Origin of the sequence: Brevibacillus sp. HB1.3, assembly GCF_013186635.1 — a bacterium.
Taxonomy (GTDB): domain Bacteria; phylum Bacillota; class Bacilli; order Brevibacillales; family Brevibacillaceae; genus Brevibacillus; species Brevibacillus brevis_D.
Map to the genome: position 1 here is coordinate 165,518 of NZ_JABMIT010000010.1, position 15,396 is coordinate 180,913.

3 protein-coding genes are annotated in these 15,396 nt (G+C 48.6%); all 3 read left to right on the forward strand.

What is annotated here, in order from left to right:
* Positions 1-23: 23 nt before the first annotated feature.
* Genes edeK through edeI form a run of 3 tightly spaced genes read left to right on the forward strand, consistent with a single transcriptional unit; the run spans position 24 to position 15,387 of the window.
* Positions 24-4,007, forward strand: a complete 3,984-nt coding sequence (gene edeK / locus HPY31_RS21850) for an edeine non-ribosomal peptide synthetase EdeK (RefSeq protein WP_172142434.1) — start codon at positions 24-26, stop codon at positions 4,005-4,007.
* A 30-nt stretch (positions 4,008-4,037) separates the two neighbouring features.
* On the forward strand, positions 4,038-6,728 hold the full coding sequence (gene edeJ, locus HPY31_RS21855; protein ID WP_172142435.1) for an edeine non-ribosomal peptide synthetase EdeJ: 2,691 nt from the start codon (positions 4,038-4,040) through the stop codon (positions 6,726-6,728).
* A 1-nt stretch (position 6,729) separates the two neighbouring features.
* Entirely contained in the window at positions 6,730-15,387 is an 8,658-nt protein-coding gene (gene edeI, locus HPY31_RS21860; RefSeq protein WP_172142436.1) for an edeine biosynthesis hybrid PKS-NRPS EdeI, read from the forward strand.
* The last annotated feature ends 9 nt before the right edge of the window (positions 15,388-15,396 follow it).

Sequence of the window (15,396 nt, forward strand, 5' to 3'; positions counted from 1 at the left end):
ACGGACAGAAAAGAGGGATTGGCTTGACAACGATAACGGCACAAAACATCTTGCTGGCCAGTGGGCAGTTTGATCGCGAAAAAGACTATTGGATGGAGAACCTCTCTCGAGAGTTTCATTCACTCGACCTTCCAACAGACTCTCGGGCCTCGTTTCAGCGTCAGTCTGAGCTTCGTGAGGTGACCATCGTGTTTCCGGACGAACTGAGCAAGGCGCTGATTCATTTGAGCAATGGCTCGGATCAACGTTTGTTCATGGCTTTGCTGAGTGGATTTGGCATCCTGTTGTCCAAATACACGGGACATCAGGACATATGCGTTGGAACGGCTATCTTTCGTCAAACAGAGCCGGGTGAGTTTTTGAATAAAGTGTTGCCTTTGCGTCATCAGGTACTCCCGGAATGGAGCATCAAGGAGCTGCTTCAAGAAGTTCGGCAGACCTTAAAGGCCGCTGTGGAACATCAGAACTACCCAATCTTGCGGTTGATTGAGGAACTGCAAGTACCACAGCAGGGGAACAGCACGCCGTTCTTTGAGGCGACTTGCTTGTTGGATGTTCTTCATGATCAGGACAGCCTGGAACAGGTCTCGAGTGAGTTGCAGCTCCTCTTTTCTAAAAAGGGGAACTCGCTCGATTTACTTGTGCGTTACGTCGGGCAAAGATACCAACTCCCTATGATGGAACGGATGATAGAGCATTTAGTTCGAATCTATCAGGTTATCGTAACAGAACCAGATCAGAAGATCGCGGAGATCGCGTGCTTATCTGAGGCAGAGGTACGGGAGCTAGTTCTTTCATTCAACGACAACCGGATTGATTTTCCACGCGATCAGAGCTTTGATCGCCTCTTTGAGGAGCAGGTAAAAAAGACGCCTCATCGCAAAGCGGTGACAGATGGAAAATCAACGTTAACCTATCAGGAATTAAACGAGCGAGCCAACCGACTTGCACGCCATTTTATCCAGCAGGGATTACGACCTGGCACGAAAATCGGTATCTATATGAAGCGTAACGTGGATACGCTTGTTGCGATTCTTGCCGTGTTCAAGGCAGGAGGAGCTTACGTACCGATTGATCCAGACTATCCGCAACATCGGATCCTGTACATCGTGCAGAAGAGCGAGATTGCAGGGTTAATCACTCAGCCTGACTTGCTAGATGGATTGGAGCCGATTCGAGCATCCTCACCTGAACTGAAGTATCTCTATGTTTTTGGTCAATCTGATCAATCAATAGAGTCACTTTCGGGAGAGGACATCGATCGGGAGAGTGCGGGAACAGACTTGGCATATATCATCTTCACATCGGGTACGACTGGACAACCGAAAGGCGTAATGGTTCACCATCGCGGAATGATTAACCACATTTTCGCTAAAATCAATGATCTATCGCTCTGCGAGGATGATCTTGTCACACAAACAGCTTCTCTTTGCTTCGACATATCTGTTTGGCAATATCTGGCTGTTCTGCTGGTGGGTGGCTCTGTACTGGTGATCGATACAGAGACGGTAATGGATACGCAGGCACTTCATAACGTACTCCATTCCAACCACGTCACCGTTGCGGAGGTGGTACCGTCTCTGCTCTCCGTCCTGCTTGACCTCGTTGAAGAATGGTCCGACTCCGAACGCAGCTTGCCTGATCTGCGGTGGATGGCCGTGACAGGAGAGGAGTTGCCTGCTCCTCTGGTGCGACGCTGGTTTGCCTGCTATTCGGAAATTCCTTTGGTGAATATGTACGGGCCAACGGAAGCATCTGATGATATTACGCACCACATTATTCGGGAAATGCCCAGTGATCAGCAGATTGTGGTTCCCATCGGCATACCAATCCAGAACACTCATATTTACATACTCGATCAAAATCAGTGTATCTGCCCGCGTGGCGTAAAAGGAGAAATAGGTGTGGCCGGTCCTGGGGTTGGTTACGGCTACTACAAAGATGACGAACGGACGCAAAAAGTCTTTGTAGCAAATCCGTATGCCAGCTGGATAGATGACCCTGACTACCAAGTCCTCTACCGAACGGGTGATGTAGGCCGGATCACGGAGGACGGATATATTGAGTACTTCGGGAGAATGGACAATCAGGTCAAGATTCGGGGTTACCGAATCGAATTGAGTGAGATTGAACAGGTGATGCGCAGACATCCAGCGGTTAAGGATGCAGTGGTCTTGGCGCTTTCAGAGGAAACGGGTGCAAAGTACTTATGTGCCTATGTCGTTCCCCAGGAGGAATTTTCCGCACGAGATGTGCGTGAGTATCTGTTTACTGTCCTTCCGGAATACATGGTGCCGATGCACTATGTAAAACAAAACGTATTGCCACTTACCCCTAACGGAAAAGTGGATAGAGGGGCTTTACCGAAGCCTGGCATACAGGATCGCATAGACACATCTATTTTGGTGTCAGCGACAACCGAGACGGAAAAAGCTCTCACGCACATCTGGGCGCATGTGTTACAGCTCGATCCAAACACAATCAGCACTCGGGACAATTTCTTCGCTCTAGGGGGGCACTCATTAAAAATCAACGCGGTAGCTGCTCAGGTTGTACAGCAGTTTGGCGTACAGCTTCCACTGCGAACCATGTTTAATCACCCAACGATTCAGGAGCTTGGCAACGTGATTGATGGATCAGACAAGACAATTATGAAAAGACGATTCTCAGTCGAAGCCAGATCGTACTATCCTGTTACGGCTGCCCAGCGAAAGTTCTTTATTCTTCAGCAGTTAAACCCGGCTGATACAAGCCTTCACATTACGGCTGCCCGTTTCATCGAGGGCGAGTTGAGCCGTGAAAAGGTAGAGCATGCTTTTCAAGGATTGGTGGACCGCCATGAATCTCTTCGTACCTCGTTTGATTATAGAGATGGGCAAGTCGTTCAAATTGTACATGATTCGTTAGTCTTCCGTTTGGAAGTGAGCGAAGCAAGCACAGAGCAGTTGGAGGCCAGCCTGGCAGCATTTGTACGGCCATTCGACTTGCGTCAAGCACCTTTGCTGCGCGCGGGGCTAATCAGGATTGCACCAGAAAAGCATCTGTTGTTGTTCGATATGCATCATATCGTTTCAGACGGCGTATCCATGGATATTCTCGTAGAAGACTTTGTTCGTCTCTATGCAGGTGTGACACTTTCTGCATTGGAAGTTCAGCAAAAAGAGTTTGCTGTTTGGCAGGAATCTGCACTTGAGTCAGGGGAGCTTCAAGCTGACTATTGGGCAGACTTGTTTACCAGCCCGGCTCCACTTCTATCGATTCCGACTGATTACGAAAGACCAGAATCTCTTACGTATCCTGGTGCGACGATTGAGTTCGAGATATCGGCAGAGGAGAGGCAGCGGTTGCAGGAGCTGGCAACGCAGGAACATGCGACACTTTACATGGTGCTGTTGTCGGTTTACAACATGTTGCTTGCAAAATACAGCGGCCAAGAGGATGTCGTTGTCGGAACTCCTGTAGCTGGGCGTAAATTTGCAGAGTTTGATGAAGTCATTGGGATGTTTATCAATACCATTCCCCTACGCAATTATCCAAAAGGCGAGAAAACCTATCGCGAGTTTCTTGCGGAGGTGCGCGAGCATACGTTAGCCTCTTTTGAACAAGCGGATTACCCGATTGATCTGTTTGTCCAGACCCTTGGTCTAGAGCCAATTACAGGTCGTCAACCCCTTTTTGATACGATTTTCGTCCTACAAAACATGGACAATCCGGAAGGGGAACTAAAGCTTGAGGACATGATCGTCAAAAACTATCCACTGCAAAACAATACGGCTAAACTTGATCTTCATCTGGCGGCTTATCCCGTTTTTGACAGACTTATATGTAAGCTGGATTACCGCAGTGATCTGTTCCAAAGTGAGACGATGGAACAGTTTGTGAGTGACTTCAAAAGCTTGATGCAGCAGGTGATGGAAGATCCGCAGCGCCTCCTGCAAGACTTTGAATTGACCCGTGAGGTAGCCCTTATTCAAGCACAGGGCGTCGATTGGGATTTTGAATTTTAGAGCAAGCGGTGAGTAAGAGGGGGAGGGCATATGGAGACTACTATTTCGCAAAACATTCTGCTAACCAGTCGGAAATTTAGCCGGGAGGAGCAGTACTGGCAAGAGAAGTTACAGGGGGAGTGGACGCTCTCCCTCCTTCCAACCGAAGGAACGGAGAAGGAAGGCGATGGGGAGGTTGAGACAAAAGAAATATTGTTTGTCTTTCCAGCTGATTTGAACGCTGCCGTTACGGCCCATTGCGATCATCATCCGATGAAGCTCTACTTATTCCTTCTGTCGACGTTTCAAATCATGCTGAATCGGTATAAGCAGACAGACGACATGATCATTCTCACGCCCGTCTTTCAGAATCCGCTTCCCCCTAACGCTTGGAATCGGGTGCTGCCGCTGCGTGTACGGATGCATCAAGAAGCTACTTTTGCAGAAGTGGCGAAAGAGGGTAAGCAGCTGGTCAAAGAGGCAATGGAGCATCAGAACTATCCGTTTTCGCAAATGATGCAATGGCTTGATCTACCCGACACGGCTCGGATGGCACTGCTGGATACAGCCTTCGTACTAGAAAACATGCAAGATATTGCTGCTTTAGAAGGCTTGTCCCTACAAATGGTATTTGCATGCAAGCAAACAGAAGCTGGAATTACCGGACGTGTACGGTATGCGGGTGAGCAGTTCAAAGAGGCTGTCATCGAACGAATGATCAGCCATTATCAACAAATTCTTCGTGAAGTGGTCGCCGATCCCAAACGCTTCGTTCACACAATCGAAATGGTGACAGAAGCAGAGCGGACAGATCTGTTGTACACCCGCAATCAAACGGATGTTGCTCATTCTGCTCCAAAGCCGATCCATCAACTGATCGAGGAACAGGCTGAGCGGACGCCTCATCTAACAGCAGCTGTGTTTGGCAACAAAACCCTTACCTACGCTCAACTTAATGGCAAAGCCAATTGCCTTGCACGCATGTTGAAGGAAAGTGGCATTGGAAGAGGAAGCCATGTTCCGGTCTTGATGAATCGTAGCTTGAATTTGGTCATTTCCCTGCTAGCTGTGATGAAAACAGGTGCGGCATTTGTCCCGCTAGACGTGCAAAGTCCAAGCGAACGGAAAAAGCAGCTACTGGATGAATTGAATTGTCCCGTGACGTTGATCGGACCAGAGATACGCCAGGAGCCGTCATTCGTGCAATGGACACGTGCTGTAATCGTTGATGCGGATGATATCCGGGAAGAAGGGGACTTGAATGTCCAGGTAGATATGGACGATCCGATCTATGTGATCTATACCTCTGGTTCTACTGGTAAACCCAAAGGAGCGGTCGTTCCTCATATCGGTATTTTCAATCGGTTTCGCTGGATGGATGAACACTACGGTTGTACAGAGCAGGACGCCATTTTCCAGACGACTCCCCATCACTACGACAGTTCGGTTTGGCAACTCTTCTGGCCGCTCTTACATGGTGGCCGTACGGTATTACCGATTCCTGAATTCGAGATGACGCTCGATCAAGTGTTGCAAGCCATTTCAACCTATCAGATTACAATAACGGACTTTGTGCCGTCGGTGTTCAATCTGCTGGTGGATCAAATGGAAACACGAATGGACATACACGATTCACTTTCTTCGATTCGCCACCTGATTTTGGGGGGAGAGGAAATCACCGCTCACACCGTGCATCTGTTTCTTCAGCGGTTTTCCCACGTTCGTATCACGAATCTGTACGGTCCGACAGAGACGTCTATTGGTGTCATCTACTTTGAGATCGACCATACCCATGAGGGACCGATCCCGATTGGAAAACCGATAGCTAATACGAAAATTCTGTTGCTAGATTCAAATCGCAAACTTGTTCCGGCCGGACATCAAGGGGAGATTTATATAACAGGCTTGTGCTTGGGGCACGGTTACTTGCACGATCCCGAGAAAACAGCAGCCAGCTTTGTTGACAACCCTTATCCGGAAATTGGTTATCAAAAGCTTTATCGGACGGGAGACCTTGGGCGTTATCTGCCGAATGGCAATATCAAGTTCTGCGGTCGCATTGATCATCAAGTAAAAGTACGCGGGCACCGAATTGAGCTGGGCGAGATTGATGAGGTGCTATTGTCCCATCCGCTAGTAAAAGAGTGTGCCGTGCTATTTCAAGAAGAGAAGGCTCGATTGTGCGCGTACTATGTGGCAAATGCCGAGGACTTGACCGCAAATGACCTGCGCGGTTATCTCAGCGAACGGCTTCCCGATCACATGATCCCATCCTTTTTTGTCAGCATTGAAAAAATGCCTTTGACAGCAGGGGGCAAGATCAATCGCAAGCTATTGCCTGAAGTGGATGAACAACAGGCGTCCGATGCTGAATATGTAGCCCCACGAAACGAGAAGGAAGAACAGCTGGTTACGATCTGGAAAGAAATATTGGGAATCGAAAAAGTGGGGGTACACGACAGCTTCTTCCAGCTGGGAGGGAATTCCCTGCTCTTGCTTAAAATGCATGCACAAATGGTAAAACAAGTGGATAGCGAGATTAGCGTCGCGCATTTGTTTTCCTACTATACGATTGCCATGTTTGTGGATTTTCTCGAACAAAGAAAACAGGATCAGGTTGCATCGATGGAAGATCAAAGCGATGATGATGAATCCCTTCTGGAATTGCTGAGGGAGGTCAAGGAGGGAGTTCTCTCCGTAGACATGGGTGCCGAGCTGATCGACAAAAGGAAGGGGAATTAAGATGAGTTTGCTAAAAAAATACATCTTGGAGCAAGTGGCAGCTCATCGACTGCATGAAAAGGAAGCACTTCCTTTGCTGAAAGAATTGTCCTCTGCCAACGTAAATACGCGCCAAGATATCGCGATCATCGGTATGGCTTGTCGTTTTCCTGGAGCCAACAGCCTCGAAGAATACTGGAACAATTTGAAACAGGGACACGATTCAATCAGTGATATCCCGGCTGAAAGGCGTCCAGATGTCGAGAGGGTCGCGAGAGAATTTTTTAACGACACAGATTTTCAGTATGAGCGGATGGGTTATCTCGATCACGTGGATTTATTTGATCATGCGTTTTTCGAGATCTCACCTGCTGAGGCTCGAACCATGGATCCTTATCAACGGATGTTTCTCGAGCTGGCTTGGGAAACATTCGAACATGCCGGGTATAGCGAGAAGATGATCAGTGGTTCTCCTACCGGCGTATTTCTGGGGTATTGTGACAATGAATCACAATACCAGCGTGTGCTGAAAAACGTTGATTCGTCCTCGCTGGCTGGCAACGTTGCAGCAATTATCGCTTCCCGGATTTCTTATTTGCTGAATCTATCAGGTCCGAGTCAACTGATTAATACTTCTTGCTCTTCCTCCTTGGTCGCACTGCATCAAGCATGTCAGGCCATTGGAAATAACGATTGTCGAATGGCTCTCGTAGGTGGAGTTAACCTTTCCCTGTTTCCGATTCAACAAGATACGGACTTTGGCATCGTTTCTGTAGATCGCAAAACCAAAGCTTTTGATGACTTTGCTGATGGAACCGTGTGGGGAGAAGGTCTTGGCGCTGTTCTTTTGAAGTCATACGATCAAGCAGTTAGAGACAATGATTATATCCATGCCGTGATCAAAAGCACAGCGGTCAATTGTGATGGCCGTTCTACCAGCATTACAGCGCCCAATGCGATTTCTCAGTCTGCTTTGTTGCGAACAACATGGGAACGGGCGCGAATCAATCCTGAGAGCATCTCCTATATTGAGGCACATGGGACCGGGACTAGATTAGGTGACCCTGTCGAGATTGAGGGGATCATGCATGCCTTTCAGAAAGTTTCAAAACGCAAGCAATTTTGCGCAATAGGCTCGGTTAAAAGTAATATCGGGCACACGATAGCGGCATCAGGTGTGGCTGGGATCATTAAAACGGTTCTGATGATGAAGCATCGCCAGATTCCGCCGACGCTGCATGTAAAACGGCCCAATACCTTAATTCCTTTTATTGATTCGCCTGTTTATATAAATGATGTGTTAAAGGCTTGGGATGTAGAGGCTGACCAACCTGTGAGGAGAGCCGGGGTAAGTGCATTCGGTCTGAGCGGAACAAACGCCCACGTCATCTTGGAAGAGCCTCCTGGGCGCGAGGCGACAGCCGTTTCAGAAACTGGCAATTACCTCATTACGTTATCTGCCAAAACAAGTGAGTCGCTCTGGGATTTGCTCGAGAAATACCAAACATTTTTATCAGGAGCTTCTGAGCATTCCCTTTTGGATATGTGCGCTACTGCCAATATGGGGCGCGGACACTATCGGCATCGCCTTGCCTTCGTTATCAACAGCAAAGAGGACTTTTTGCAGAAGATCCATCGCCTGTGCACGGGAGAACGGATGGAGGACGGTGCTCCGCTTGTTGATGGGAACCAGGTGTTCTACGGAGTACTGAATTCCCGTGGGGAAAGTTCATCGCCGATCAGTAAGCAAATAGACAGCTCTGACCCTGTAGAAATGGCAAAACAGTACGTACGAGGAGTGCCGATCAATTGGCTTGAATACTACCGTCCAGTTAAATGGAAAAAGGTACCTTTACCAACCTATAGCTTTGCCAAAACCCGTCACTGGGTGCAAACGGATCAACCCGCAAACAACGCGGTTGAACGGTCCGATGCTGTAGCATCTGTAGCGGCTCAAGAGAACGAAACGGCTGATGTGCATAAAATTGCTTCCACCTTCTTTACTTTTGGGGAAATGTTACTGACTCAGGTGAATGTCCAAAAGCAAACGGGTTTGGAAGAGGACGAAACTTTTTATTCCGGCTTGTTATCGCTTGAATGCTTCAAGCAACTAGGCGCTTTCCACAAGCAGACGCAAACGTATTCGCTGGAAGAATTGCGTGAAGCTGTAAGGTTTGATGGAAAAAATGAACACTTCTTCCAACTCATGCTTGAACTTGTCGTTAAAGCCTCCCTAGTTGAACACGTTGAAGAAACATACCGTTTAACTGCCCATGCAGAGGGTCTTGATGCGGAAGCATTTTATCAGGATTGTCTGGATCGCTATCCAGATGAGCATGATACGTTCTCTCAATTGAAAGCGTGTTTTGCCCATTACTCAAAGAGCATGACGGGGCAGGACGTACTCGAGATGAACCACGGTTCTTCTAACTTATATAAGTCGTATGCGGATCGCATTACGCTTGGAAACCCTTCCGGACTTATGGCAGTGGAGACCATTGCTCAATACATCCATTCGTTTAGCCGTCCCGTTCGAATTCTGGAGCTCGGAGGCGGTTCCAGCAGTCTTACTCGCTTATTGCTGCCGAAGATTGAGAAACAAGCTGTCACCTATTTGTTTACGGATGGTGCGCAATCGTCTCTCGCAGAGGCAGAAAAAGACTTCCAAGAAGTATACCCGTTTGTTCAGTTCCGCCTGTTCAACATGGAGCAGGCCCCAGCCGAACAAGGCTTCGATCTACACGCATTCGATGTGATTATCGCGAATAACGCGATACACAGGACGAGGGATGTTCGGGCTTCCTTATCGATTGTGCATCAGTTGCTTGCAGAGCAAGGCGTGCTGTTTGCGATCGAGCTCGTGAAAAATCGTACAACGGCAAATGTGATCGGAGGGCTTGCCACAGATTGGTGGCAGCACGAAGACACTGAGCTGCGACCGCAAGCCAGACTGATGGATCCCTTACGTTGGGAAAAGGCGCTTCGAGATACGAACTATCAATCAGTTGCCATTTATCCGTCGTCAACAGCGATGGGTGAACTGTCTGATTCAGCGTTATTGATCGGACATTCAGCATATACGCCACAAGAGTATCGGGAGTGGCTCTACCAGATCCATTGGCAAACGAAAGAGCTGACAACCAATCAGCAGACCCAGCGTCCCGGGGTCTGGCTGGTACTTCAAGATGAAGGTGGTGTAGGAGAAACACTGGCTGACGCGATGTCAGCGGACGGACATGAAGTGTTCAGACTCCGTAGCGGTGAGGCTTTTGCCGCCGTTTCTTCCCACGAGTTTATCCTAGACCCTAGTCAGCCGGCAGATCTGCGGCGTGTGTTCGAGAGCCTCGGGGACAAAAAGGAAAAGCTGACTGGGATTATCCATTTATGGAGCCTGACCTCGGGCGCCCAACAGCCAAATGATCTCGGAGAGCTTGAAGCTCTTGAGTCTGCGCAACCTCTAGGAGTTTACAGTCTGTTTCATTTGACACAAGCGTTGCTTGAGCTGGATCTGAAGCAGGTGCTTGATTTACGGATCGTTTCGAACTACGCACAAGCAGTAGATGACAGCGGACCTGTTTTTCCAGAAAAAGCTCCCTTGTTCGGTCTAGCCAAGGTTATTTCGCAGGAAAATCCAAAACTGCAGTGCTTTAGCCTGGATCTCGCAACAGAGGGGCGTTCAGCATCGCAGTTGGCAGGCCAGCTACTAGCGGAGATTCGCTGCAATCAGGATGACACATTGGTTGCCTATAGAGGAAATCGCATCGTACCTGAAATGAATCGCTGCGATATCGATAAAGTTCCGAAACGGCCTGTAGAGATACGCGAAAATGGCGTTTACTTGATTGCCGGAGGTACCGGAAAACTGGGCCTGGCATTTAGTAAGCATCTGGCCGCTCAAAAAAATGTGACGCTCGTGCTGATTAATCGTTCGCCACTTCCACCTAACCACGAGTGGCAAGCACGTTTACAGCATCCAGACTGCAGTGCTGCTGAGGCACGAAAGCTGAAAGCCCTGCTGGAGCTAGAGGAAATGGGAGCGCAGGTAGTCTGCTACGCAGCCGACGTGTCAGACCGTCAGCAGATGGAGGATATTTCCGAGCAAGTCCGTGCTCGTTATGGACCGATCAACGGCATTATCCAATCCGCGGCGCATATCACCTTCGAGACGATTCAGAAGAAGAAGTTTTCCGATTTTCAAAATGGTTTGAAAGCGAAGATGGCGGGCACAGTCATACTCGATCAGATAGCAGAACCGGAGCATTTGGATTTTTTTGTAATCTTCTCATCACTTGCTTCGATTTGGGGTGGGGCGACTGGAAGTGACTATGTTTCGTCCAACTGCTTCTTGGATGCTTATAGTGCAGCTCGCAGTCGAACAGGAAGACCAACGATAGCTTTGAACTGGTATGCGTTTGAAGGGATAACAGGTCCTGGTTTTATCGGATACATGCCGATAGATGGCGCAATCCAAGCCTTCGATGCTTCTCTGTCTTGCCAAACTGAGCACTTGATCATTGGACAGTTTGATTTGCAAGTGCTGAAGGAATGGGCACCGTCTCTGAAAGTAAAGCTCGGAGATTCGATATTTGCAAGCGAAAAGTCTCGTAAAGAATGCGAAGTACCTATAGAAGTGACCATGCAAAACCGTGTTGTTTTGTCTGGCAGGGAGGAAGGCGATCACTACACTTCGCTGGAGCTTGCCTTAGGTCAGATTTGGTCTGATGTGCTGGGTTACACCGAACTGAGCATCGACGACGACTTTTTCAGACTGGGTGGCGATTCTCTTTTGGCAATTGGGATCGTTTCCCGTGTCTCCAAGCAGATGCAAAAAGAGATAACGATCACCAACCTGTTTCAGACACCAACGATCCGTCAATTAGCTATGTTGATGGCTCCGAATGAAGAAACAGCCGTGTCAGCGATTCCAGTAGCGGAGTATCGGGAAGCTTACCCAGCCACCTCGTCTCAGCAGAGAATTTATGTGCTGGAACAAATGCAGGAAGGGGCAGTCGCCTACAACATCCCTACAGTCATGATGCTTGAAGGAGAACTGGACAAAGAGGCTTTCGAACGTGCATTTGTCTCCCTGGTGCAGCGTCATGAGTCGTTGCGCACCTCATTTTCCATCGTGGATGGAGTTTTGATGCAAACCGTTCAACCGAGCGTAGATTTTACGTTGGCGTATAGTGAAGTCGACGAGAACGATGCCAAGAGAACGGTCGAACAATTTATTCGACCATTTGACTTATCAAAAGCGCCGCTTGTTCGAGCTATGCTCATTCGCACGGATGTCAACAAACACTTGTTGCTGTTCGACATGCATCACATTATTTCCGATGGTGTGTCCATCAACATTTTGATCCGTGAGTTCTTCCAGTTGTATCAGGGACTCGAGTTGCCCGAGCTGCGAATTCAATATAAAGACTACAGCGTGTGGCAAACCGAACAACTTGGCAATGGGGTATTGGCCGCTCAGGAGAAATTCTGGCAGGGAGAGTTGGATGGAGAACTTCCTGTGCTTAATCTGCCTACGGACTACCCTCGACCGTCTGTCCAGAGCTTTGAGGGAGATGTCCTAACCTTTGAGATTCCTCAAGAGATGACTCAGAAGATACTGGCACTGGCAAAAAATAATGGGGCAACCTTGTACATGACGCTACTGGGTGCGCTCAGCATTATGTTGTCGAAATACGCTGGCGAAGAAGACATTATCATCGGATCGCCAGTGGCTGGCCGTCATCATGCAGACCTGGAAAACATCGTGGGTGTCTTTTTGAACACACTGGCGATGAGAAATTTCCCGCGAAGCGATCGAACCGTGTCAGATTTCCTTCAGGAAGTAAAAGAACGGGCACTGGCGGCGCTCTCTCATGCCGACTATCCGTTCGAAATGCTGGTGGATCGTCTGACGCTGCCCAAAGATACAGCCCGTAACCCATTGTTTGATGTGATGTTCATTTTGCAAAATACCGGCGACGCGAAGGGAAGCATGAGTGCAAATGGGCTGACGCTCTCACCTTATCCTTTTGAACAGCGCTCTGCCCAGTTTGATCTGACCTTTGACATCATTGAACGAGAACAGCGCCTGATTGTCGATATCGAATACAGCAACAAGCTATTCAGCAAAGAGACGATCGCGTCAATGTCCACACACTTCCAGAAGATTCTGGAGCAAATGGTGGAGGATCCTAAACAGTTGATCGGCAAGATGTCCATGCTGGCGGCAGAAGAACGCATGCAGCTGATTGAGCATTGGAATGACACGAGTTTGGAATACTCTCGTGAAAAAACGGTCGTCCAGCTCTTTGAAGAAGTCGCGGAAAAACAGCCGAACGCGTTAGCAGTTTCATGCGGAGATGAGAAAGTTACTTATGTGGAATTAAATAAGCGAGCCAATCAAGTTGCCCGTTTGATGAAGCAACACGGCGTCACTGCTGATACTTGCGTGGGCCTTCTGACGAATCGCTCCGTGGAAATGATCGTCGGGCTCATGGCGATCTTGAAAGCGGGGGCTGCGTTTGTTCCGATTGATCCGCACTATCCAGAAGAACGCATCTCCTATGTTTTGGAAAATAGCATGACTCCCCTCGTGTTAACCCACGATTCTTTGGCAGAGAAGCAGTGGGGAAGTGTTGTCCGAGTGGACGTAAACGATTCCCGGATAGAGACAGAAGACGACTCCAATCTTCCGCCACAGGCTACACCTGGTGATCTCGCCTATGTCATTTACACATCCGGTTCTACAGGCAAGCCTAAAGGTGTCATGGTTGAGCACGGCAATTTGATGAGCTTCTGCTCAGGGATCGGCGAACGCATCGATTTTGCCAGCGCAGACAAAATGCTGGCTGTGACAACGATTTCGTTTGATATTTTTCTGCTTGAAACAATTGTACCGCTGACGAAAGGGATGACTGTAGTCATTGCAACCGAGCAGCAGCAAGCAGACCCGCAGGTGCTCAAGGAGTTGATTTTGCAGGAAGAAATCACATTCCTTCAACTGACTCCATCCCGGCTGCAGCTCATGCTGGAAGAGAAGAGCAACTTGCATGCACTTGACAGCCTGAAAGCGATCCTGATTGGAGGAGAGGCTCTTTCAAAGTCTTTGTTCCAAAGGCTTCGCACACAAACGAAGGCAAGACTTTACAATCTGTACGGTCCGACTGAAACAACGATTTGGTCTACGGTGCAGGACTTGACCGACGCAGAGGAAGTAACGATTGGTGCGCCGTTGCCCAATACACAAGTCTACATCCTCGATGAGCATCTTCAAGTGCAGCCGATGAAGATCAATGGCGATCTTTATATTGCAGGAGATGGGGTAACGAGAGGGTACTTTGGCCAGCCAACACTGACGGCTGAGCGCTATATTCCTAATCCGTTTCAACCTGGTCAGCGCATGTACAAAACAGGTGATCTCGCGAGATGGCTGCCGGACGGGCGTATTGAATACGTGGGACGATCTGACTTTCAGTGCAAAGTACGCGGTTATCGCATCGAATTGGGTGAGATTGAAACTGCCCTTTCTCAGCATCCGGATATTACGGAAGCAGTGGTCAGTGTGCGGGATACTGCCAGCAATCCTTACCTGGCTGCCTACTATATGGCGAAGCGAACGTTGGACAGTGATGAATTGCGTGCGATGCTGAGCAAAAGTTTACCCGATTACATGATTCCACATTTCTATACGCATATGAATATGTGGCCGCTGACACCAAACGGAAAGTTGGATCGGAAATCATTGCCAGAGCCTGATTCACTCCAAGACAACCACATCGAATATCAAGCCCCGGCTACCAGGCTGGAAGAACAGGTGGCGGGCATCTGGCAGGAAGTGCTTAAACGTGAAACGGTCGGTATGCAGGATCACTTCTTCCAAATAGGCGGTAATTCGCTTTTATTGGTACAAGTTCATGCCAAGCTTGAACAGCTTTACCCTGGACGGGTTCGAATTGCCGATTTGTTCGCTCATCCTACGCTGTCTAGCCTGACCAACTTTTTGAAGAATACCGCATTAGAGCTGACAGATGAACAAGGGGAGTCTGATACGGCTACCTATTGGTTGAAGGAGCTGGATCGTGTCTCGCTGATAGAGTTGTCGCCTGAGTATTGGGCTAGTGGAGAAGCGAATGTGGACACAGACTGGGTCCAATTCTCACTTACTGATGATCTGTTTGAAAATGTTCAGCAGGTAAGTCAAATGGAAGCAGTTGAGGTACGAGACGTTCTGCTTTCGATGTACCTATACCTCATGGCGGAATTGACAGGACAGCAGGATCTTTATATGGAAGTAGCTGTCGCCAGGGAGCTACAGATGAATGTCTATCCATTCCGGGTGAACATGTCAGAGGTCAATACCTTCTTCGATCTATTCAAGCAGGTGCAGCAGAAACGACAGTTCATCGAGAAATGGACGGGAGACGCCTCGTTGTGGCTTGAAAAATTGCGGAAAGAACGCAACGACGGAACGATTATTCCATTATTTGGCGGTGTCAACGCGTTTACAGATGCATCGTTTACACACCATGAACATGAGCTTGCCTTCTGGATCAAGGAAGGAAACGACGTGATTGATATCGTGTGTGCGTTCGACCCTAAATGCCTCCGGGCAGAAAAAGTCACGGAGATGACTCAGGATTACCAGCAATTGCTCAAGATGTTAGTGAATGAATACATGACATAGAGAAGGGTG